General features: G+C 29.3%; 19 protein-coding genes, 3 rRNA genes and 1 pseudogene. 12 read left to right on the top strand and 11 right to left on the bottom strand.

The window, feature by feature from the left end; translation table 11 throughout:
• Position 1: 1 nt before the first annotated feature.
• Genes SFBM_RS00235 through SFBM_RS00245 form a run of 3 tightly spaced genes read right to left on the bottom strand, consistent with a single transcriptional unit; the run spans position 2 to position 2,301 of the window.
• A complete protein-coding gene (locus SFBM_RS00235) occupies positions 2-343 on the bottom strand; it encodes a hypothetical protein (protein ID WP_005807667.1) in 342 nt (113 codons plus the stop codon).
• The gene (locus tag SFBM_RS00240) at positions 344-1,594 is read right to left on the bottom strand and encodes a DUF1576 domain-containing protein (protein WP_005807666.1); all 1,251 of its coding nucleotides are present in this window, start codon (positions 1,592-1,594) and stop codon (positions 344-346) included.
• On the bottom strand, positions 1,591-2,301 hold the full coding sequence (locus tag SFBM_RS00245) for a 5'-methylthioadenosine/adenosylhomocysteine nucleosidase (RefSeq protein ID WP_005807665.1): 711 nt from the start codon (positions 2,299-2,301) through the stop codon (positions 1,591-1,593). Before SFBM_RS00245 ends, SFBM_RS00240 begins: the two co-directional genes overlap by 4 nt.
• Positions 2,302-2,423: 122 nt before the next feature.
• Between SFBM_RS00245 and SFBM_RS00250 the strand changes: the two are divergent.
• The 4 genes and pseudogenes from SFBM_RS00250 (at position 2,424) to rrf (ending at position 8,123) form a co-directional block, all read left to right on the top strand.
• A pseudogene (locus tag SFBM_RS00250) lies at positions 2,424-3,192 on the top strand (tRNA threonylcarbamoyladenosine dehydratase).
• Between the two features lie 164 nt (positions 3,193-3,356).
• A 16S ribosomal RNA gene (locus tag SFBM_RS00255) occupies positions 3,357-4,876 on the top strand.
• 181 nt (positions 4,877-5,057) lie between these two features.
• A 23S ribosomal RNA gene (locus SFBM_RS00260) occupies positions 5,058-7,951 on the top strand.
• Between the two features lie 55 nt (positions 7,952-8,006).
• Positions 8,007-8,123, top strand: a 5S ribosomal RNA gene (gene rrf / locus SFBM_RS00265).
• The 16S, 23S and 5S rRNA genes sit together here, the layout of an rRNA operon.
• 25 nt (positions 8,124-8,148) lie before the next feature.
• Here rrf and SFBM_RS08265 read toward each other — a convergent pair.
• Together SFBM_RS08265 and SFBM_RS08270 are read right to left on the bottom strand one after the other, a co-directional pair.
• Complete coding sequence (locus tag SFBM_RS08265) at positions 8,149-8,865, bottom strand: peptidoglycan bridge formation glycyltransferase FemA/FemB family protein (protein ID WP_007442135.1); 717 nt, start codon at positions 8,863-8,865, stop codon at positions 8,149-8,151.
• Between the two features lie 32 nt (positions 8,866-8,897).
• Positions 8,898-9,509 carry a lipid II:glycine glycyltransferase FemX gene (locus SFBM_RS08270; protein WP_371137052.1) on the bottom strand — a complete coding sequence of 204 codons (612 nt, stop codon included), beginning with the start codon at positions 9,507-9,509 and terminating at the stop codon, positions 8,898-8,900.
• Between the two features lie 115 nt (positions 9,510-9,624).
• Here SFBM_RS08270 and rsmI point away from each other — a divergent pair, with 115 nt between their 5' ends.
• On the top strand, positions 9,625-10,455 hold the full coding sequence (rsmI, locus tag SFBM_RS00275; RefSeq protein WP_005807653.1) for a 16S rRNA (cytidine(1402)-2'-O)-methyltransferase: 831 nt from the start codon (positions 9,625-9,627) through the stop codon (positions 10,453-10,455).
• Between the two features lie 21 nt (positions 10,456-10,476).
• Here rsmI and SFBM_RS00280 read toward each other — a convergent pair whose 3' ends face one another.
• The 4 genes from SFBM_RS00280 to SFBM_RS00295 all read right to left on the bottom strand — a co-directional run bounded on the left by SFBM_RS00280 (position 10,477) and on the right by SFBM_RS00295 (position 14,090).
• A complete protein-coding gene (locus SFBM_RS00280) occupies positions 10,477-10,719 on the bottom strand; it encodes an AbrB/MazE/SpoVT family DNA-binding domain-containing protein (protein ID WP_005807651.1) in 243 nt (80 codons plus the stop codon).
• A 431-nt stretch (positions 10,720-11,150) separates the two neighbouring features.
• Positions 11,151-11,909, bottom strand: coding sequence for a M15 family metallopeptidase (locus tag SFBM_RS00285; protein ID WP_005807649.1), 759 nt, complete (start codon positions 11,907-11,909; stop codon positions 11,151-11,153).
• A gap of 50 nt (positions 11,910-11,959) precedes the next feature.
• Complete coding sequence (locus SFBM_RS00290; protein ID WP_014017790.1) at positions 11,960-12,961, bottom strand: LCP family protein; 1,002 nt, start codon at positions 12,959-12,961, stop codon at positions 11,960-11,962.
• A gap of 76 nt (positions 12,962-13,037) precedes the next feature.
• The gene (locus SFBM_RS00295) at positions 13,038-14,090 is read right to left on the bottom strand and encodes an acyltransferase family protein (RefSeq protein WP_014017791.1); all 1,053 of its coding nucleotides are present in this window, start codon (positions 14,088-14,090) and stop codon (positions 13,038-13,040) included.
• Between the two features lie 168 nt (positions 14,091-14,258).
• Here SFBM_RS00295 and SFBM_RS00300 point away from each other — a divergent pair, with 168 nt between their 5' ends.
• Genes SFBM_RS00300 through SFBM_RS00310 form a run of 3 tightly spaced genes read left to right on the top strand, consistent with a single transcriptional unit; the run spans position 14,259 to position 17,911 of the window.
• Positions 14,259-15,374: a glycosyltransferase gene (locus SFBM_RS00300; protein WP_005807645.1), complete on the top strand. Its 1,116-nt coding sequence runs from the start codon at positions 14,259-14,261 to the stop codon at positions 15,372-15,374.
• Positions 15,375-15,402: 28 nt separating this feature from the next.
• Positions 15,403-16,512, top strand: a complete 1,110-nt coding sequence (locus tag SFBM_RS00305) for a glycosyltransferase family 4 protein (RefSeq protein ID WP_005807644.1) — start codon at positions 15,403-15,405, stop codon at positions 16,510-16,512.
• A 1-nt stretch (position 16,513) separates the two neighbouring features.
• A complete protein-coding gene (locus SFBM_RS00310; protein ID WP_007440576.1) occupies positions 16,514-17,911 on the top strand; it encodes a hypothetical protein in 1,398 nt (465 codons plus the stop codon).
• Between the two features lie 37 nt (positions 17,912-17,948).
• Here SFBM_RS00310 and SFBM_RS00315 read toward each other — a convergent pair whose 3' ends face one another.
• The gene (locus tag SFBM_RS00315) at positions 17,949-18,878 is read right to left on the bottom strand and encodes a DUF4214 domain-containing protein (protein ID WP_007440577.1); all 930 of its coding nucleotides are present in this window, start codon (positions 18,876-18,878) and stop codon (positions 17,949-17,951) included.
• A gap of 20 nt (positions 18,879-18,898) precedes the next feature.
• Complete coding sequence (locus tag SFBM_RS00320) at positions 18,899-19,888, bottom strand: LCP family protein (protein ID WP_005807640.1); 990 nt, start codon at positions 19,886-19,888, stop codon at positions 18,899-18,901.
• Between the two features lie 155 nt (positions 19,889-20,043).
• Between SFBM_RS00320 and SFBM_RS00325 the strand changes: the two genes are divergently transcribed.
• The 4 genes from SFBM_RS00325 (at position 20,044) to SFBM_RS00340 (ending at position 24,110) form a co-directional block, all read left to right on the top strand.
• The gene (locus SFBM_RS00325; RefSeq protein WP_007441285.1) at positions 20,044-20,922 is read left to right on the top strand and encodes a YihY/virulence factor BrkB family protein; all 879 of its coding nucleotides are present in this window, start codon (positions 20,044-20,046) and stop codon (positions 20,920-20,922) included.
• Positions 20,923-20,929: 7 nt separating this feature from the next.
• Positions 20,930-22,045 (top strand): glycosyltransferase, encoded by a 1,116-nt coding sequence (locus SFBM_RS00330; RefSeq protein WP_005807637.1) that lies wholly within the window; start codon positions 20,930-20,932, stop codon positions 22,043-22,045.
• Positions 22,046-22,061: 16 nt separating this feature from the next.
• Positions 22,062-23,354, top strand: a complete 1,293-nt coding sequence (locus SFBM_RS00335; RefSeq protein ID WP_005807635.1) for an oligosaccharide flippase family protein — start codon at positions 22,062-22,064, stop codon at positions 23,352-23,354.
• A gap of 78 nt (positions 23,355-23,432) precedes the next feature.
• Positions 23,433-24,110 (top strand): sugar transferase, encoded by a 678-nt coding sequence (locus SFBM_RS00340; protein ID WP_005807634.1) that lies wholly within the window; start codon positions 23,433-23,435, stop codon positions 24,108-24,110.
• Positions 24,111-24,127 lie beyond the last annotated feature (17 nt).

Consider the following 24,127-nt stretch of genomic DNA (forward strand, 5'->3'; position numbering starts at 1 on the left):
TTTATTTGTTTCTGTATAATTCTATTTTTAATATATTATTTTTTAAATTTACTTTGACATAATCTGTCATAACTCCTATTAATGATAATTCGCAATCCACATCAGATTCTCCTGTTAAATTCCAATAATATTCTTCCATTTCTGAGCACCTTGGCACATTTAAAAGTTTATTGATTAATTCAAGTTTGGATTTTTCTATATTTATTTCGCTAGCCTCTATAATTATTATTGTTGTAGATTCTCTGTTTTTTATGTTTAGATTTATATCTTTTGCTCCATACCTATATGCTAATAATATAAGCTCTTCAGCTATTCTAGTATTTCTTTGTCTTGCGTGTTTCATTTAAATATCTCCCTTTTTAAAACCATCTATTATTGGAATTAGTATTATTGCAAGGATACCCGCAATAAATCCATTATTATATAAGTTGATTCCACCACTTAAATGTCCAATATATTTCATTAATATTAGATGTAAACATCCAGTTATAAAACCTATTATTACCCCGAATTGACCTGATATTGGAGCGAGAGCTGTTGAACCTAAGCTTGTTAATATTGTTGTTGGTGTATTTAATTGTATATTGCTTATGTACGCTGTGAATGATACTCCGAGAACTAAAGGGATTGTGTTTAGTGGATGTTTTCCAATTGCTCCAAAACCAATTATGCAAAATAATAGTGCTATTGTAGGTCCATTTAAATCACCATTTACTATGACTATATATGATAAAAATATGATACCAAGTATACCCATATTTAGATAGGAAGAATTGCCATACATTAAGTAAAAGTCTGTTATAGTTCTACCTGAGTGTCGTAATATATTACTTAGTTTTGATAAATGAAATTTTTTAATTCCAAGAGATATTAAAAATATTATTAAGCTGATTACTAAAAATAGTGAAATGGTTTTATATTCAGTACTCCATAATAAATTTTGTTTAATTTCTATTCCAAAATAATTGAGTATTGATATAATTAATACAGTGATTAATCCATTTGCAAATCCAACATTGTATAAATTATATCCTTGATGCATTTTAAGTGTAAATTTAGCCAACGGAGGTAGTATCATACCTATTAATATAGAAATTGATATGGAAAGTAATAGAGTTATATAAGAATTAAGATTTAATATTTCAAACAGTTCACTAGAGATTGGAGAGAGAGATGTAGATAGAGTTGCAATGAGTACATAGTTAGAAAAACTGTCTTTTTGAATTTTAGAATATAAGTACACGCCTATTATTGTGGGCCAAATATTTATAAAATTTTTGCCAACCATCGAGAATCCAAGTGTTAACCACAATGTCATTATCATTGATCCATTTGGTTTTGTTTTATTAATTTTATATATCATTAAAATTAATAATGAGGTTATAGATGCATTTAATAGAGTTGCTCCAATACCACTTACATACATATAGTCTGTAAGAAGTATGCTACGAGTGGTAATAATTTTTTTTATACCTATAAAAAGATCTTTATATGGTGTGCTGAATATTCCAACGAGTCCTATAAATAAGAAAATAATTAGATGTATAATATATACATCTAGACATTTTTTATTGAATTTTAATTTGTAGTTCATTTTTCCATGCGACTAATTATTTGTTTTAATATTAGATAAGAATTTTTTGATGCATCTTTCAAAAATTTATAGAATTCATCTCCAGCAATATTACCACCATTGTCTGATATTGATCTTATAATTATATATGGAATATTATTAAGATAACATGTTTGAGCTATTGCGGCGCTTTCCATTTCACAGGCAAGTGCGTTAAATTCATTTTGTAGTTTATTTGATATTTCATCGTTAGATATAAATTGATCTCCAGTTATTATTCTTCCTATGTGGAATTTAAAATCAGCTTTATTTTTAGAAATATCTTCACATATAGATTTAGCTAATTCCACTAAGTAACCATCACATTTAAATGAATAGGTACCAATGTTAGGTATTTCTCCCAATTTATATCCAAAATTACAAATATTGACATCATGTTGTATTAGATCATTTGCAATGACAACATCTTTAAATTTAATATTCTTATTAATTCCGCCTGCAACACCGCTATTTATAATATGTGTACATTTGAATTCAGAAATTAAAATTTGTGTACATATAGCTGAATTAACTTTACCAATTCCACAAATAACTCCAATGATTTTCTTTCCATTTAGATTTCCTGAGATAAACTCTAAATTTAATTTTTTGATTAATGATTTGTCTTTTATATCATTTGATATGAGTTCAAATTCTTCTTGCATAGCACATACTATTCCTATTTTCATTATTATCCTCCCTTAATTATTTTTAAATAAATTATAATAAAATATAGATGGTATATACAAGAAAAATATATTTTATGTTAGAATATGCAAGTAAGAATTTAGTTTGTAGAGGTGATTATTGTATGATTCAACATGGGTTATCGAGAATGGAATTAATTATAGGAACTGAAGCGTTGAAAAATTTAAGGAGTAAGAAAGTTGTTGTATTAGGTCTTGGTGGAGTTGGATCTTATAGTGTTGAGGCTTTAGCAAGGGCTGGTATAGGAAATATTGTTATAGTTGATGATGATACAGTTTGTTTGACTAATTTAAATAGACAACTTCATGCTATTTATAAAACAATTGGTAAATTTAAGACTAGTGCTATGAAGGAAAGAATTGAGAGTATAAGTAAAAAAATTCATGTTACTGAAATTATAAAGACAGTTAGTAAAGATAATATAGCAGATTTTATAGAAAGTGAAGTTGATTATGTTATAGATGCCTTAGACACAGTGACAGCAAAGATTGCATTAGCAGAATATTGTGAAAAAAACAATATTAATTTGATTAGTTGTATGGGAACTGGCAATAAACTGGATCCAACTAAATTTAAGATTGCAGATATATATGAAACCAAAAATTGTCCCTTGTGTAAAGTTATGAGATATGAACTTAGAAAAAGGGGGGGTAAAAAAGTTAAGAGTAGTTTTTTCTGAAGAGATACCGAAGAAACCTAAAATGAATGAAGTGGTTAATTGTATGACGGGATGTGTATGCAATTATGATAATGGAAGAAGTTGCACTAATAAAAGACAAATACCAGGAAGTATTTCATTTGTTCCACCAGTAGCAGGATTTATATTAGCAGGAGAAGTTATTAATACATTTTTAGACAAAGAATTTAGGTAAAATGTGTAGAAAGGTATTGACATGGTGGTATGAAGTTTGGTAATATGAGTGAGTTAGCTGTGGGACAGCCAGGAGGAAGGTTAGATAGATTATAGATCATTGACAATTGGATAGGGAAAAGGAATGAAGAGAAGAAGTCAACGTTAATTTTGAGAGACTGGGAGAAGGATAAGAGTTTGATCCTGGCTCAGGACGAACGCTGGCGGCGTGCCTAACACATGCAAGTTGAGCGGAGATATATGGAGCTTGCTTTATATAACTTAGCAGCGAACGGGTGAGTAACACGTAGATAATCTATCCTATACTGGGGGATAGCCCGATGAAAGTTGGATTAATACCGCATATAGCTATATAGTTGCATGATTATGTAGTGAAAGATTTATTGGTATAGGAGGAGTCTGCGGCACATTAGCTAGTAGGTGAGGTAAAGGCTTACCTAGGCGACGATGTGTAGCCGGTCTGAGAGGATGAACGGCCACAATGGAACTGAGACACGGTCCATACTCCTACGGGAGGCAGCAGTGGGGAATATTGCACAATGGGGGAAACCCTGATGCAGCAACGCCGCGTGAGTGAAGAAGGTTTTCGGATTGTAAAGCTCTGTTAGCAGGGAAGAGGAAGGACGGTACCTGCAGAGGAAGCCACGGCTAACTACGTGCCAGCAGCCGCGGTAATACGTAGGTGGCAAGCGTTGTTCGGAATAACTGGGCGTAAAGGATGCGTAGGCGGTTAAACAAGTTATATGTTAAATATATAGGCTTAACCTGTAGAAAGCATATAAAACTGTTTAACTAGAGTGCAGGAGAGGTAAGTGGAATTCCTAGTGTAGCGGTGAAATGCGTAGAGATTAGGAAGAACACCAGTGGCGAAGGCGACTTACTGGACTGTAACTGACGCTGAGGCATGAGAGCATGGGGAGCAAACAGGATTAGATACCCTGGTAGTCCATGCTGTAAACGATGGGTACTAGGTGTGGGTTGTGAATAACAATTCGTGCCGTCGCAAACGCAATAAGTACCCCGCCTGAGGAGTACGATCGCAAGATTAAAACTCAAAGGAATTGACGGGGACCCGCACAAGCAGCGGAGCATGTGGTTTAATTCGAAGCAACGCGAAGAACCTTACCTAAACTTGACATACCTTGAATTACCTTGTAATGAGGGAAGCTCGCAAGAGCAAGGATACAGGTGGTGCATGGTTGTCGTCAGCTCGTGTCGTGAGATGTTGGGTTAAGTCCCGCAACGAGCGCAACCCTTGTTGTTAATTGCTAACAGGTTAAGCTGAGCACTTTAGCGAGACAGCCTAGGTTAACTAGGAGGAAGGTGGGGATGACGTCAAATCATCATGCCCCTTACGTTTAGGGCTACACACGTGCTACAATGGTGAGAACAGAGAGAAGCAAGCTAGTGATAGTGAGCAAAACTTATAAAACTCATCTCAGTTCGGATTGCAGGCTGAAACTCGCCTGTATGAAGATGGAGTTGCTAGTAATCGCGAATCAGAATGTCGCGGTGAATACGTTCCCGGGTCTTGTACACACCGCCCGTCACACCATGAGAGTTGGCAACACCCGAAACCTGTGGGCTAACCATATAGGAGGCAGCAGTCTAAGGTGGGGTCAGTGATTGGGGTGAAGTCGTAACAAGGTAGCCGTAGGAGAACCTGCGGCTGGATCACCTCCTTTCTAAGGAAAGAAAGAAGTGGATAACTTTTTCCTATTCAATTGTGAGTGACCTATAATTGGAAGGTTACTTAAGGATATAGATCTTTGAAAATTGTATATAAATAGTAAAGATGCGAAAGGTAGCAAGTTAAATTATTAGCAATAGTAATTTAAGAGCTGGAAGAATATAGAAAGAAAAATAGGTCAAGCTACTAAGAGCGCACAGAGGATGACTTGGCATCAGGAGCTGATGAAGGACGTGATAAGCTGCGATAAGCTACGGGTAGACGCAAATAGTCATGGATCCGTAGATTTCCGAATGGGGGAACCCACATAGTGAGAGACTATGTATCTAGTAATGAATTAATAGTTATTAGAAGGTAGACGCAGGGAACTGAAACATCTAAGTACCTGTAGGAAGAGAAAGAAATATCGATTCCCTAAGTAGTGGCGAGCGAAAGGGGAAGAGCCCAAACCCAAGGAAACTTGGGGGTTGAGGGGGTCTATAATTGAGAAAGTAGGTTAGATGAATATAGATGGAAATCTAAGCCGAAGAGTGTAATAGCCACGTAATTTAAAACTGAAATTGAGAGAGACTTACCCAGAGTACCACGAGACACGAGGAACCTTGTGGGAAGCAGGGTGGACCACCACCCAAGGCTAAATACTACCTGATGACCGATAGAGGAGTAGTACCGTGAGGGAAAGGTGAAAAGAACCCCGGGAGGGGAGTGAAATAGAACCTGAAACTGTGTGCTTACAACCGCTCAGAGCACGTAATATGTGTGATGAGGTGCTTTTTGTAGAACGAGCCAACGAGTTACGATGTGTAGCGAGATTAAGGTCTTAAGGACTGTAGTCGAAGAGAAATCGAGTGTTAATAGCGCGAATAGTTGCATGTTGTAGACCCGAAACCGGGTGACCTATCCATGATCAGGTTGAAGCGAAGGTAAAACTTCGTGGAGGACCGAACCACGTTGGTGTTGAAAAACCATGGGATGAATTGTGGATAGCGGAGAAATTCCAATCGAACTCGGAGATAGCTGGTTCTCCCCGAAATAGCTTTAGGGCTAGCGTTAATACATAGAATATAGGAGGTAGAGCACTAAATGGGCTAGGGGCCGTAAGGTTACCGAACCTTATTAAACTCCGAATGCCTATATTTGTTTATTAGCAGTCAGTCTAAGAGTGATAAGATTCTTGGACAAAAGGGAAAAAGCCCAGATCACCAGCTAAGGTCCCAAAGTATGAGTTAAGTGGTAAAGGATGTGGAGATTCTAAGACAACTAGGATGTTGGCTTAGAAGCAGCCATTCATTTAAAGAGTGCGTAATAGCTCACTAGTCGAGAGTTTCTGCGCCGAAGATAAACGGGGCTAAAACTCATCACCGAAGCTGTGGAATGGAAACATTGGTAGGGGAGCGTTGTATAAGAGTTGAAGCTAAAGCGGGAGCAATAGTGGATTTTATACAAGAGAGAATGTTGGCATAAGTAGCGAGAATTAGGTGAGAATCCTAATGGTCGAAAGCCTAAGGTTTCCTGGGGAAGGTTCGTCCGCCCAGGGTAAGTCGGGACCTAAGCTGAGGTCGAAAGGCGTAAGTGATGGATAATCGGTAGATATTCCGATACCACTAATTATTGATTGATCGATGGAGGGAAGCAGAAGGATAGGATAGCCAACAGATGGAGGTTGGTCTAAGAGAAGAGATAGCATGTAGAGGCAAATCCATATATGCGATTAAGTTGATTCTTTATGGGGAGACGAATGAGTTGAAGTATCTGATTTCACACTGACGAGAAAAACTTCTAGGTAGATAATTAGTGCCCGTACCACAAACCGACACAGGTAGGCGAGGTGAGAATCCAAAGACCAGCGGAAGAATTGCAGTTAAGGAACTCGGCAAATTGACCCCGTAAGTTAGCGAGAAGGGGTGCCATAGAGATATGGTCGCAGAGAATAGGCCCAAGCAACTGTTTATCAAAAACACAGGTCTCTGCAAAAGCGAAAGCTTAAGTATAGGGGCTGACGCCTGCCCGGTGCTGGAAGGTTAAGGGGAGCTGTTATCGTAAGAGAAGCAGTGAACTTAAGCCCCAGTAAACGGCGGCCGTAACTATAACGGTCCTAAGGTAGCGAAATTCCTTGTCAGGTAAGTTCTGACCCGCACGAATGGCGTAATGACTTGGGCGCTGTCTCAACTGCAAATCCGGCGAAATTGTAGTGCAAGTGAAGATGCTTGCTACCCGCGATTGGACGGAAAGACCCCGTAGAGCTTTACTGTAATTTAGCATTGAGTTTTGGTAATATTTGTACAGGATAGGTGGGAGACTGGGAATCTAGATCGTCAGATTTAGAGGAGTCGATGTTGGGATACCACCCTGATATTGCTGAAATTCTAACTGGGATCCATGAACTGGGTACAGGACACTGTTAGATGGGCAGTTTGACTGGGGCGGTCGCCTCCAAAAGAGTAACGGAGGCGTTCAAAGGTTTCTTCAGAAGGGATGGAAATCCTTCGTAGAGCGTAAAGGCATAAAGAAGCTTGACTGCGACACCTACAAGTGGAGCAGGTACGAAAGTAGGACTTAGTGATCCGGTGGTACCTCGTGGGAGGGCCATCGCTCAACGGATAAAAGCTACCTCGGGGATAACAGGCTGATCTCCCCCAAGAGTTCACATCGACGGGGAGGTTTGGCACCTCGATGTCGGCTCGTCGCATCCTGGGGCTGAAGTAGGTCCCAAGGGTTGGGCTGTTCGCCCATTAAAGCGGCACGCGAGCTGGGTTCAGAACGTCGTGAGACAGTTCGGTCCCTATCCGTCGCGGGCGCAGGAGATTTGAGAGGAGCTGTCCTTAGTACGAGAGGACCGGGATGGACTAACCAATGGTGAACCAGTTGTTCCGCCAGGAGCACGGCTGGGTAGCTAAGTTAGGAAGGGATAAACGCTGAAGGCATCTAAGCGTGAAGCCCACCTTAAGATAAGATCTCCCATAGCGTAAGCTAGTAAGACCCCTTGAAGAACACAAGGTTGATAGGTAAAAGGTGTAAGTATGGTAACATATTTAGCTGATTTATACTAATAGGTCGAGGGCTTGACCAAAATTAGCAATATATTATTTATATACAATTTTGAGAGATTAAAATATTTCTCAATATCTGGTGATTATAACGTGTAGGCAACACCCCTATCCATACCGAACAGGAAGGTTAAGCTACACTGTGCTGATGGTACTATAGGGTTACCCCTATGGAAGAGTAAGTCATTGCCAGTTTGTTTTAGAAGTAAGAGCATCGCTCTTACTTCTTTTTGTTGTTTTTTTGAAATATAGAATTTCTGATATCCTTGAATTTAGGAAATATTTTTTTGAAAAGTAGATATATATTTTTATTTGAAATTAATGTATATTCTCCTATAAATTCAACAAAATCGCCATTAAACATCTTTTTGAATCTATATAGTCCATATAATGGATTATCCTCATTTAAATCTCCAGAAACACCTCTAAAATCATATATATAGCAGTTATTATCTATGCTATCTTTAATCATTTTATATTGCATTAAAAAATTTGGCATTGTATCCCTTAAAATATTGTGGGATGCTCCATATAGATACCAAGCCTTATTACCCCAGGTTAAATATATTGCACCTGATAAGTAGATTTCTTTATTTTTATATACAGAAATTGTATTTAATTTATTTTCAAGTGACGTTAATTGAAGTTCATTGTTTTTTATTTCTTTATTTTTATTATCTATTTTAGATTTAATTTTAATGATCTTTTTTTCATCTGTTGTAGAGTTTAAGGATTCTTTTAAATTTATTAATTTTAATTTTATATTATCTAAAGTAATTTTACAGTTATTTAGTTTCTTGTAAATATTATTTTTATCAGTTTCATATGAATATTTTACTAGATAGAGTTTACAATAAGGATTTAGAGTTTTTAGCATATCTAAGAAGTATTCTTTTTTTCTGACTATAAAATTATCACGCTTACCTGTTATATTCATAAGTTCTTGAAATATATCAAGTTTATTTTCTTTTAGTGTATATTGAAAGTGTAGCTTTCAACACTGAGTCCACGTTCAATTCCAATTTTTATATTGTATCTTGCTTTACTTGAAAAACTATTTAATATATCTAGTTTGATTTCATCGTTTGTTTTATTTTCGCATTTTGTATTTAAATTTAATCTAAATACAAAATTAGGCTGAATATTCTCGAAATTTTTTGAACTATTTTCAATATACCCAAGTTTTTTAAGATTTGATATAATATCTTTATTTTCAATTATGTCATTAGTATTTTCCCTAATATGTATATCAGGATCTATTGTAATAAAGGCTATTTTATTATTTTTAGAGTATGTTCTAAGGTATGAAGTAAATTCTTCTAGAAGAGAAAAGTTTTTATAGTCACATACAAAACCACGAGGTATATATCCTATATTTTTATTTAATATTGGCAAATTTCTTGTTAGTATGATACAAGATAATACAATATTGTTTTTGTTATCTAATCCTAATATTGATTTGCTTGTCCATTCTTTTTTAAAGCTTCCCCAATATGTAGTTTGGAAGATATGACCTTTAGTAGAATTAAATGAAAAGTTATTTAACTCTTCAGGACTACCTTCTCTAAATGTATAAGCCATTTAAGAACTCCTTCCAATTATAGTCAGTTAATAGTATATAGTAAAAAAAAAACATTTTCAATAAAAGAGAATTATAATATAATCTTTATAAATTAATTTATATGGGAGGATTTATATGGTTTTATATATAGTAGGAACTCCAATAGGAAATATGAAGGATATTACTTATAGAGCTATAGAGATATTTAATAAATGTGATATTATACTATGTGAAGATACTAGGTGTTCTCTTAAACTTTTAAACTATTATGGTATAAAGAAGAAACTGATATCTTACCATAAATTTAATGAATTTAAATTATTAGATAGGATTGTATTGGAGATTAAGTGTGGTGTTAAGTATGCTATGATAAGTGATGCTGGTATGCCTTGTATAAGTGATCCAGGTCAAATTCTTGTCAATAGATGTATAGAGGAAGGTATAAGTGTAGATGTTATTCCAGGGGCTTGTGCTGTTATAAATGGTAAAATACTGAGTGGATTTAATAATGAGATGTTTACGTTTATAGGTTTTTTACCAAGAGAATCTAAGAAGTTAAAAGATAGGGTAGATTTAATGAAAAGTATTAAAACTATTCTTGTAATTTATGAATCACCACATAGATTAATAAAAACTCTGAATATGTTTAGGGAGGAGTTTGGAGGAGAAACTCGTATATACATAGGAAGAGAATTGACAAAGATGTTTGAAGAAAACTTTAGAGGTACTATTGATGATTCTATAGATTATTTTTCAAGTAATGAGATTAAAGGAGAATGTATAATTTGTATAGAAAATAATGTGAAGATCGAGGCCATAGAAGATAATTGTATAATAGAAGAGTTTATAAAGAATAGGAAGCTAGGTATAACAAATAAAGATAATATAAGGAAGATATGTAATGAATACAATCTTAAGAAAAATTATGTATATAATTTAATTACAAATGAAATCAACCTCACATAAATGTTAAAGTGAGGTTTTGTACTACACATTGTTTATTTCTGATAAGCATGTCTTACATATATTTTTATCTTTAAATGTACTTATATCTTTAGAATTACCACAGAATATGCATGCAGGTTCATATTTTTTAAGTATTATGTGATTTTTATCTACATATATCTCGAGTAAATCTTTTTCTCCTATATTAAGAGTTCTTCTTAGTTCTATTGGAATAACAATACGTCCAAGTTCATCTACTTTTCTAACAACTCCAGTTGCTTTCATTTAAATCCTCCTAAATTAAATAATTATTAATTATGAATTATAAACATAAATATACATTTTTTTAAAATAATTGTCAACATTTTACAGTACAAAAAACGACAAAAAAAGGCTATATCTTTAAGATATAGCTTTTATTTTAACATGATGAATGTTTAGACTTAACTTTAAAAGTTGTTCCCATGAAGTTTTTAGAATGAGATATAGTAGAATCATCTAAAAATTCTTCAAATTCACTATCAACAATTATAGTTAAATCGTTTATATTAACAACAATATCATTATTATTTATTTGTTCTTCCAGAACAATTCCAAAAGCAGGACCACCTCATCCAAATCCAGCCACATTAATCCTTATATATTTTTTAGATTTTTTAGATAATTGAGCTTTTAATAGTTCACAAGTATCATTAGAAACGTTTATTTTCATTTTTTTATTCACCTCCTCTCAATTTATTATTCATAATTTGAAGATATTCATTTATGCTAATATTAATTATAGGGTAATTAGAATAATTAGTATCATCAAAATGCCACCATTCAGTGTATATTGGTTTAAAACCGTGTTTTATCATTATATTTTTTAATAATTCTGCATTTCTAATTTGTGTTTCAGATGCACCTATATAACTTCTGTGTGCTTTATCTGAAAAATTATCAAAATCAGTAGGCATGTCTATTTCTATATCATTTAAATCAGTTAATGTAACATCTACAGCACATGCCCTATTATGATTGGAACCACCAGTATATGGATTAGCTATATAATTACTATTTGGAACTATATCCCATAATATTTTTTGAATGTAAAATGGTCTATAAGCATCCCAGATTTTTATTTTATATCCAAGAGATTTAAATTCATTTTGTGCGTCTAATAATTTTTTTAGAGTGCTTTCTTGTAGTATACATGCGTCTGCATCATAGAGTACTTTATGTGTAAAATTATTTTTAGATGCATATCTAATATCCAAAATCATTTCATGATGAAAGGAATTTAATAACCTAAGACCATTTATAGATACATCATAGTTGTATGAATATTCTTTAGTATTTTCAAAATTTTTGATCATAATTTTTTTATCAATTTGTGCTAATGATTCATGTGTATAATATAGTCCACCGCTTATCAAGATGATACCAAATGATAGTATAATTATAGATATTTTATTAATAAAATTCAATATTATCACCTATGCATATTTTGCATAAAAAAAATAAAACTATGTAATTTTACATAGTTTTATTCTGAATATAATATATCATTGTAAATATAATTTTGTAATTTTTCCATTGTCTTGTTTCTATCGAAAGTCAGATACCAAATATCATTTATAATTTTACCACCATCATCATAATCTCCTTCAAAAGGAATACGAACTTGTTCAATTGTATATTTGTTTAAAAGTAAGTTTGCACCAATTGAAAGTATTTTATTTAATGATAAGCTAGTTTCTATGGCATCTATGTTTTTTTCCAATAATTTTGATAGTTTTAATGGTGAAATTGATTGGGCTTTCTCTATCATTGCCATTATTACTTTTCTTTGTCTTTCTGTTCTCTCAAAGTCTCCGTCTCCAGCAGTTCTTATGCGGGCATATGAAAGCGCCTGTATTCCAGAAAGTATTTGAAGACCTTCTTCCTTTATTACATGTTCTCCAGAGATATTTAATAAATATTGATTTTCCTTTATGTATTGATTTAAGTTATCTATTTCATATTTTTTTATATCTAATTCAATTCCACCTAGGTCATCTATAATATTAGGTAAACTGAAAAAATCCACTGAGATGTAATCTTCAACATTTATATTAAATGTATCATTAAGTGTTTTGAGAGACAATGAGGGTCCTCCATAAAAATAGGCATGATTCAATTTGTCTTTTCCAACATCATCTATATTTACATAAAGATCTCTCATTACAGATATAAGTTTAATTTTTTTTCTTGAGGTGTCAATTGTAATAAGCATTATTGCATCAGATCTTGGTATTTCATCTTTTGATCTTCTATCTAATCCGAATAAAGCAAGAGTTATAATTTTATTGTTTAGAAATTCTGAATCCATTATTGTATCATCTAGTCCTATAGAACTCTTATCTAGTTGAGTTTCAGGAGCAATTTTTGATAAAAGTTTTAAGCTTTTGCCTGTAAAGAATCCACCTATGAATAAAATAATAATAATAAGTACATATGTCGATAGCCTAATTATTTTTTTGGTATCTTTTGGAATATTATTGAACATTTGACTTACCTCTAATAATCAATTAATTGTTAAAGTATATCATAAATATAGCATAAATAAAACTTATTTATATAATTCATATACCTAATATAAATTTTTTCAATATATTGGATTTTCTAAGGATAAATTTACTTACAATAATAGGAGAAAATCCTATTAAGAATGATATTATAACTACAAGGTTATAATTTAAATTTAATAATTGGAGTAATAGTATTCTTGTGAATATTTGTGGAAACCAAGATAATAAATAGATATCAAAACTATACTTATTTAGAGTATCAAATGTATTTGATACTAGCTTAATATGTCTAAATTTATAGAGTAATATACATATTATAAAAGATACATATATTCCCAATAGGCTCTTTAAAATAAATAAAATATTTGTTAAATATTTATAAAATACATTTAATGAATTGTAATCAATGTTAAAATTCAATAAGAATAAGATAAGTGGTATTAGTATAAATAGTATATTTCTATATTGTTTTAGATTAATATTTAAAATTTTATTTCTATAATTCATGTATACTGGATATATGTAGAGTCCTATAAAGAAGAATATATAATATTTTAATATGGTAGATATAGCCAAAAACTCTATGTTATCTATAGTTAAGATTGACATAGCAAGTAGTATTGTTAGCACTAAATATTTATTTATTTTTATTAATACTGGGGCAAATAGAAACATAAAGAATAGTACATATATGAACCAAAAAAATATTATAGGGTTATTCCAAGGGAAAAATAGTATATCTTTTATAGTTTCAGAGAGTACTAAAGGTCTTTCTGAAAATTTATTTAAAATGAGTTTTATAGGTATAGTTAATGTACTTATTATAAAATAAGGTATTAGTAGTTTTTTAAATTTAGATAAAATAAATGATTTAAAATCTTTTAAGGATTTTATTTTAAAAAGTTTATTTGCAAAAAAACCAGAGATCATAAAAAATAATGGCATATGAAATGAATAAATAAGAGAATGAATATAGTTATATATTGGTGTATTTATGTCTTTTATGTATGGAAATGAGTGGCCAAGTACAACTAAGAATATACCAAATCCTCTTAAATAACTGAATTCAATAAGAGTTATATTTGATTGTTGTTTTTTCGATATCATTCAAATGTCTCCTTAAGTATAGTTGAGTTAAACATGATATTTATTTTAAACTAATTACTATACTTTTACATAAAATAATAAAAAATATCAACATTTTTATGAAATATATTTTATTTTTTATTATAATAGAGAATACTAGGATTAAATGGAAAAAATAGGAGTGAATTTATGAATATTGCTTTAGTGCATGATTGGTTACCGTTTATGGGAGGGGCTGAAAGAGTTATCACAAATTTCTTAGAAGTATTCGAAGACGCTCCGATATATACTAGTGTTTATAATAGAGATAATTTAGAAGGTATACTTAAGGATGCGAATATATATGGATCTTTTCTTCAAAATTTAAAATCTGCACGAAGAGATCATAGAAAATTTTTGCCATTAATGCCAACAGCATTTGAAACATTTGATTTAAACAAGTATGATGTTGTATTAAGTAGTAGTTCTTCGTGTGCTAAAGGGGTTGTAACTAATCCAAATACTTGTCATATATGTTATTGTCATTCGCCTATGAGGTATGGATGGGAATTTTATTATGAGTATATAGAAAATTTAGGTAAATTTAAAAAAAGTATTATAAAATACATAATGAATTACATGAGGATTTGGGATAATGCTTCATCTAATAGAGTGGATTATTTTATTGCCAATTCTAAAAATGTGGCGAATAGAATTTGGAAACACTATAGAAGAGAGAGTGTTGTCATACATCCACCTGTAAGGAGTAAATTTTTCAAAGCGTGTGAAAAAAAACAAGATTATTTTTTAATAGTATCTAGACTACAGGAATATAAGAGGGTAGATCTAGCCATTGAAGTTTTTAATGATCTCAATATACCTTTGGTAATTATAGGTGATGGACCATTGAAAGAGAAACTAGTTAATAAAGTTAAACGAGATAATATAAAATTTCTTGGAAGGCAGCCAGATGATGTCGTGAAAAAATATTATGGAGAGGCTAGGGGTTTTTTATTTCCAGGTGAGGAAGATTTTGGTATAACATCATTAGAGGCACAATGCAGTGGTACTCCAGTTATAGCATATGGCAAAGGAGGAGCCTTAGAGACTATTATTGATGAAAAAACAGGCTTGTTTTTTGAAGACCACACGGTAAATTCTTTAAAATCAGCTATAGATAAGTTTTGTAAAATAGAATTTAATCCTAATGAAATAAGAGCTCATGCTGAAAGTTTTGATGAAGATATTTTTAAACATAAGATAAGTAATTTTGTATATGATAAGGTAGACGAATTTAAGAATAATAAAAAATGGGTAGTTCTATAAAAATATACATTAATTTGGGAGACGACGTATGATTTTATTTAATGCACTTCAAAAGTCTATTAGCGCAGGTATTGGTAGATATAGTTTTGAATTATCTAAAGAGTTATATTTTCAATTGAAAGATGATATTAAAATTATAGTAAGAGAAGAGGATATTAAAGATTATGAGTTTGTTAATTCTAAATCTTTGATAATATTTAAGAATATAAAAAATTCTAAGGATAGAAATTTGTTTGAGCAAGTATATATACCTAAGCTTATTTCTGAGAAATATAGGGGTAGCATATTACATTATCCGGATAGTATGTCGCCTTTATTTTTGAATAGTAAAAAAATAGTTATAACAGTACATGACTTAGCTTTTAAATCATTAACTGGAGTTTTTACAAAGAAAACTTTAATTTGGAAGAATATGATGACTAATTTATCAGTTAAAAAGGCTAATAAAATTATATCAATAACTAATTTTACAAAGAATGAATTGCTTAGATATTATAAAGGTATAGAGAAAAAGGTAAATGTTGTGTACAATGGATTTAATAATTTGAGTAATAGTAGCATATGTGATAAAAATATTTCTGATAAAATATCAAAATTACTTGTATGTAGATATATCTTAACGGTTAGCACAATTTCTCCGCGAAAGAACATAGATACACTTATTAAGGCTTTTAATGAAATAGATAACAAAGAAAATATTAAGTTAGTTATTGCTGGGAGTAATGGATGGATGTATGAATCTATTCATTACTTGGTTTGTGATTTGAATCTTTCTGATAGAATCGTTTTTACTGGAAAAGTAAATGATGATGAGTTGAAGTTTTTGTATAAAAATGCTAGTGTGTTTGTTTATCCTTCTCTTTATGAAGGATTTGGATTACCACCACTTGAAGCTATGAGTTATGGTGTAAGAACTATTGTTTCTGATGTAACATGTCTTAAAGAAGTTCTAGGTGACTCTTCTGAGTATTTTCCACCGAAAGATTATAAATATCTCTCAAGTATATTAAATGGAATTTTTAAATCAAATAATCAAAATGAATCTTATGATTATAATTATACGTTAAATAAATATTCATGGAGAAAATGTGCAAATGAGACAATTAAGATATATAATGAGATTATGAAGGGAGTTTAAAATGTATTTTACGTTTATAGGAATAGTTGTTTTAATTATTACGGTATGTTTGTTTTTATTCACAAGAACTAGAACACTCTTCTATTTTACTTTTTTTATATCAGCTTTTACAGCAACTAGTATGATAAATTTTCCTAAATCAAGAAATTCTGTGCTTTGTTATTATATAGTTGGAAGTTTTTTAATTTTAAAGGTTATATATGAATTGGTAATACGCAGATACACCTTAAAAAAGATAAAGATATTAAATGGATTATTCTATTTTATGGTATATGTTACTATATCACTTATTTTACCAATTGTTTATTCAAATAATACATTAGTATTTACACCGGATTCTCCATTTACATATATTTCATTTTCTTCTCAAAATATAACCCAATATATATATTTATTATTTGCATTTATAATATATTTAGCAAGTTATATAGTATTTACAAATGAAATTAAGGTTGATATTAAAAAAATGATTAACGTAACATCTTTTGCAGTAATTATTTTAGGATTTTTACAATTTTTTATGAATCATATATATTTTGATTTAATATTTAGAACAAATTACTCTCATTTAGTGCAGTATTTGGAAACTGGACTTACAAGGATTTCTTCTGTTACAAATGAGCCGTCCATGTTAGCACTTTTTGTAACTCCAATAAGTGTGTATTATTTTATAAATATAATAAATGGTTTTAAAAAGAAAAATTTACATAAGTTTGATATAGTTATATTTGTTATGATTATAATTACATCTTTGTTAAATAGATCTTCAAGTTTTTATTTAGCAATAGCTATAATATTTATAGTGTTAATCATTGATTTTTTAAGAGAAATTTTTAATAAGAAAAATAAGGAATTTATACAAGCTTTTATAATGGATAAAGTGTATAAATTTATTAAGGAAAATAGGATTAAGAGTACAATAATAACTATAATTTTATTAGCTATTTTTTTGATTTTACTTAAGATAGTTGGACATAGATTTTTGATTTTGGGACTTAAACTATTGGGTCTTGATGATTCAGGTAGTACGAGAATGGAATTATTTTCATATCATATGGGTATTTTTCTTAAAAATTTATTTACAGGTGTTGGTTTTGGAACATTGCGTTCGAATGATTTATTGTCTATGTGGTGTGCTCAAGTTGGATTAATAGGAATAGTTCCTATTATATATTATTTTACTTCAAGATTTGTATATTTGTTTAAGACTAGGAATGATGGAGATAATAGATCAGTTTTCTATCTAATATTAACTAGTGTAATAATTCTTGTAACATCTGTACCTGAACCATATTTTATTTATGTGTGGATATATATAGCACTAGGAGAGGCTTTGTATAATAAGAGAGAAATTTCTAATAAAACTATAGATAAGTTAAATCAAGAATTTAATAGTTAAAAATAGAAGTGAGTAGATCTCATTTCTATTTTTTTATTTAAAAATCTAAATTTAACTTATTAGCTCTTTCTGATAATTCTGCTTCATTGCATATTCTAAGTATAATTTGAGATTTGGCAGTTTTAGGATCCATTTTATTTTGATAACTCATAAGCATATTTAACCAATAATTATAACCAGTTTGATCGGGCTTTCTATTGGCTATTATAGAGTACATAGATGTTATGAATTCCTGATTAGATAAATTTTTATCTATAAATTCTTTTTCGTTTAAAATATTTAAAATAAAATTGCGTACTGAATATTCATATGAAATGAGTTTATTATACCAATAATTGAATCCATATTCTTCAGGCATTCTTGAAAATGTGTTTTTGTATACATCTGATATAAAAATTTTAATATTGTCATCACTATTAAATTCTTTAGTTTGTATATAAGATATAGTGTTTTCAAAATCAATTTTATTTAATAGATTATCAACCATAATAGTTCTTATATTTGGTGATCCAATAAATAGTTCATCATTTGTATTTATTATTTGTAGAGGAATTTTACATTCTCTAAGTAATTTCGCTTTTATTTTAATTAATTCACATTTTCCTTCGATATTTTTACTGCTATTTATGCCGACAAATGTCTCGAAAAATTTTATTATTTTAGTATTATTATCGATATTTTTATAGTTACCTCCAAATTCTATTTCATCATTTTTTAGGCACTCTCCAGGTTCTATATATAATATTTCCATTATATTTGGATTGAATTTTAATTCAAATGTAATGGTGTACAATGATGATATATTCTCTGAGTTTAAGTAAATGTAGAATTCTTTATTTGTATCTATGGTACTAATATTGGTTGTTAATGTTAAAATATTTTTAGATGTCATTGCACTAGTTTTTACGCAGCTTAGGAGTAACAGTGAGATTGTTACGAAAAAATTTCTACATATTTTCAAAATCATCCCAACCTTTTAAAAAATATTTACTTACAATTAGATTTTTGTGAATCACCATATGGGTGTATATCTTCAAATATATATTTTTGCATTATATCTTGGGTTTTTTCTTTATTGTATTTTAGGTACCAAATATTATTAATTAGTTCACCATTACAATCCCCATCTAGGGGAAAACGCATTTGTTCAATATTATTAATTTTATTGAATATTATATTTTTAGCTAATGAAATTGCTTTTGTTGTTGTTATATTGGTTTCTATTAGTTCTGATGCTATATTGATGAATTTAAAGTAATCATTGTAAGGTATGCTCTTAGCTTTTTCGTATAATGCCATGAGTATTTTTTGTTGTCGTTCATTTCTTTCGTAATCATCTCTTCCTATTTTTCTAATTCTTGCGTAAGAAAGAGTTTGTATACCATTTAATGTTTGAAGACCTTCATTTGTTATGTAAGTGGGTTCCTTAGATTGAATATGACTTATTTCTTGTATACATTTATTTAAATAAGGTATTTCCTTAGATTTGATATCTATAGGTACTCCTCCAATTAAATCTATTATTTTCTGTACATTATAAAAATTAATTGTTATGTAATCCTTTATGTTTAATCCATAATTTTTGTTTAATGTTTTAATGGCAAGTTCATGTCCACCGAAAGCATATGCATGGTTTAATTTATCATTTCCAAATCCATCAATTGATACCAATGAATCCCTCATTATAGAATTTAATTTTATTTTTTTGTTTTGTTCATCTATTGTTATTATCGTTATGGAGTCGGATCTTTTAGGTTCATGTTCATATCTAAAATCTAGTCCAAATAGGGCTATATTAGTAATTTTTTTATCACTAAATTTATTTATAATACTTTCTTCTATTCCTAGAATATCATTTTGTAATGAAATAACATTTTCTTTTTTTAGGAAGGTATCTTCATAAAAATAGTTAAAGTAGCCTATAAAACCTAGTAAAACTATGAAAATTAATAATATTTTATATTTTAAGCTGTACATATTAACACCCCATAATTATTTATATGAGAAATATTATGTTCAATAAATTTTATAATATAAATAAATATTATTATTAATAGTTATATAAAAATTAAAATTTTATCTATTGTGATATAATAAATATTTGTTATACATTTATAGAAGTGGGTGAAATCTTGAAAAAATTATTTAAAAAGATCATATTTTTTATATGTATTTTGATAAAAAAGATGGATGATGATGAATTGATAGCTCTTTCTGCACAATTGTCATATAGTTTTGTATTAGCTTTTTTTCCATTTTTAATTTTTTTAATGACAGTAATAGGTTTTTTAAGATTAGATAGTCAACAAGTTTTGATATTTTTGCAAACACTTCTACCTGATGAAATTTATCTTTTAGTTCATAATATTGTAAAGTTTGTAATTGACTCTAGAGAGGGGTCATTATTGTCTTTGAGCTTATTTTTGAGTATATGGTCTAGTTCAGCAGGTTTTAGAGCAGTTATGAGAGGGCTTAATAAAGCCTATGATGTGGTTGATACAAGAAACTATATCGTAAAGATAATACTTTCTATTTTGTATACTATAGGACTTGTTTTGTTAATTGTATTAATGTTAATACTTGTTGTGTTTGGTGGTATAATTGGGGATTTGTTTGTCAAATTTTTTGTAGACTATGTGGATGTGAATATAGTATTGAAATCATGGTATTTAATTAGGTATACATTTATAATAACATTGATGGTTACAGTTTTTGCTGTGATATATTATTATGTTCCAGTTGTTAGAGATAAGAAACTTAGATGGGTATTACCCGGAGCTGTATTTACAACAATAGGGTGGATACTTATATCTATGGGATTTACGTATTATGTAAACAATTTATCTAATTTTTCGACGCTTTATGGTAGTATTGGAACAGTTATTGTGTTAATGATATGGCTTTTTTTAACATCGATGATAATACTATTGGGTGGAGAGATAAATGCTATATTGACTAATAAAAATTTGGAAATATTAAAGTTTAACAATACAAAAAAGATTTTAAATTAGTATAGGGGTGTCAAATCTGAAGAAGATTTTAATTTGTATTTATAATTTGCAAGGTGGTGGTGCTGAAAGAGTTCTTATAAATTTATTGAATTTATTTGCTGATGAAGGTTATAATGTAACTCTTTTAGTTTTAAGAAAAGAAGGAATTTATTTAGATAAAATTCCAAGTAAAATCAAAGTCATATATGGATTTAGAACTTTATTTGGCAAAAAAATTTCCAATAAAGTTTTAAGTTTTTTTGGTTCTAAGGTTTTGTATAAAATGTTTGTTAGAGGAAATTTTGACATTGAAATTTCATTCTTAGAAGGATTTCCAACCAAGCTTATAAGTGGATCATCATCTGATAGTAAAAAAATAGCGTGGGTCCATGCTGATTTTGGTAGTTATCATTGGACAAATAAGATGTTTTCTTATGGTGAAGAGAAGAAATTTTATAGTAAATTTCACGATATAGTTTGTGTTTCTAAACTTTGTGCCAGATCTTTTTCAGATAAATTTGGATTTACGGATAACGTAAAAACAGTTTACAATTTATTAGATAAAAATTTAGAAAATTATACAAAAATTAAATTTAATGATGTATTTAATAAATATAAAACAACAAAAATAACATATGTGGGAAGAGTTGAAATAGAAAAGTCAGTTGATAGACTTATTAAATCTTTTGAGGAAATATTAAGTATGGGATACAAAGATATAACTCTTTTTATTCTTGGAGATGGTTCATTAAAAGAAGATTTGGAAAGATATGTTTCTCAAAATAATTTAAGTAGTAATGTAAAGTTTATATCATTTAAATATAATGTTTATGACTATATATTATCTAGTGATTATATAATAATGCCATCTTATTCTGAATCATTCTCTTTGGTTTTAGCTGAATCGATTTATTTAGGAAAAATGTGTATAGCAACAGATACTGCTGGGGCTCGGGAGGTTTTAAAAAATGGAGAATATGGATTAATAGTTGATAATTCAAAGGACGGAATAAAACAAGGTATATTAAAAGTGATTAATAATCCAGAATTGAAAGATGAATACATTTTTAGAATAAATAGGAAGGATTATGAATTTAGTAGGGTAAATGTAGTTAAGAAAATATTTGATATTATAAATTTTTAAGCAAGGAATATTTTAAATGAGTGTTGATTTTAAAAAGTTGTTTAATAATAAAATTATCAAAAATTTTGTTATTGTTTTTTTAGGAGATGGATTTTCATCTATATTGACATTACTTAATTTAAGCATAATGATTAGAGTTTTAGGATTAAATGGTAGTTCTAATGTAAATTTAGCTATATCATATGTATTAGTATTTGATGCCATATTTAATTTTCAATCATTTAATTCAATAATTAAGTTTTTGCCACAATATATAATATCAAATAATATACGTAAAATTAGACAATATATTCAACAAGGGTTTGTATTGGACATTATAACATCTATAATTTCATTTATATTTTGTAACTTGTTTATAGTAATAATGTTTTATATATTTAATTTAGATAAGGGTTTAATAAAATTAATCAATATATATTCATTTTCTATACTCTTTAATTTAACAGGAACTAGTATAGGTATAATTAGGGTTTTTGATAAATTTAAGTATTCTTCATATATAAATGTAGTTGTTAATTTATTTAAGTTTATTTTTTATGTATTATCATTCTTTATAAAATCAAGTATGTTATATTTTATATGGGTTGAATTGATATTTAGTATAGTTAGTATGGTTTTTATATTTACTGTTACAAAATATATACTTAATATTAAAAATATTAAAAATATATTTAAAATTGGAATTAAATGGGATAATGAATTCTTGAAATTTAATTTTTATTGTAATTTTATGACGACGTTAGATGTACCAATGAGTCATTTAACCCCGTTTTTAATTAATAGATTTATAGGTATAGAATTTATAAGTGTTTATAAGGTTATTGAGAAAATAGGAGGGATTATTGCGAAAATTGCGTCTCCATTGGTAAATATAATATATCCTGAAATAAGCACTAAAATATCTGAAGGTGATATATATAGTTCCTTAAATTTAGTTAAAAAGTTATTTTTTTATATAGTATTATTTGGAGTATTATGTTTTATTTTTTTGGGAGTATCCTATAAAATTTGGATAAATATTTTGATATTAGATGGTGAGAAATTTATAGGAAATATAATGTTTTATTTGGCGTTTATTATATTTAAATTTTCATTTGTTGGAGTTTATCCTTTGGTTTTATCTTTGGGATGTATAAAATACAATATGTATATTGTGTTAATCGCTAATCTTGTATATTTATTATGTATACCGGTATTAGCTAATATATTTAATATAAATGGTATTATAATTTCACAGTTTATACAGGTTTCATTTGTTATATTTATGCAAATTTTTATTATAAATAGGAAATTAAGACTTAAAGTTTAATTTGCTTTGATAGACTATAAAAATATTATATGTTAAAATTATTTCGTTAATATATAAGGTATTAAATGGGGGATTGTATTGGAAAATATATATTTATTAGATGTTAATATGGATACTCATTTTATACAAATTTATAAAAAATATAAAAAGTCAATTATTTATGAAATATTAAAAAGGACTTTAGACATAATTGTATCACTGATATCTTTAATAATTTTATCTCCAATTTTATTAATTGTAGCATTATTAGTTAAAGCGGATTCTAAAGGTCCAGTTATATTTTCTCAACCTAGAGTTGGGAAAAATGGTAAAATTTTTAAAATGTATAAATTTAGATCTATGGTTGAGAATGCAGAGGATATATTAAGAGAGCTAAAAAGTAAAAATGAAATGTCTGGACCAATGTTTAAAATAAAACATGATCCGCGGGTTACTAGGATAGGGAGATTTATAAGGAAAACTAGTTTAGATGAATTACCACAACTTATAAATGTGTTAAAGGGAGATATGTCATTAGTTGGGCCAAGACCTAATCTACCGAGAGAGGTTAAGCAATTTGATAAATGGATGCTTGACAAATTGGTTGTTAGACCAGGATTAACGTGTTTTTGGCAAGTTATGGGAAGAAATTCTATTGGTTTTATTGAATGGATGAAATTGGATATTAAGTACGTTGAAGAACGGAATTTGATATTGGATATAGTTCTTATAATTAAGACTTTTAGGGTGCTGTTTGGTGATAAAACAGCAAGTTAATAGGGGAGATGTTAAAA

The organism is Candidatus Arthromitus sp. SFB-mouse-Japan (genome assembly GCF_000270205.1).
Lineage (GTDB): Bacteria > Bacillota > Clostridia > Clostridiales > Clostridiaceae > Dwaynesavagella.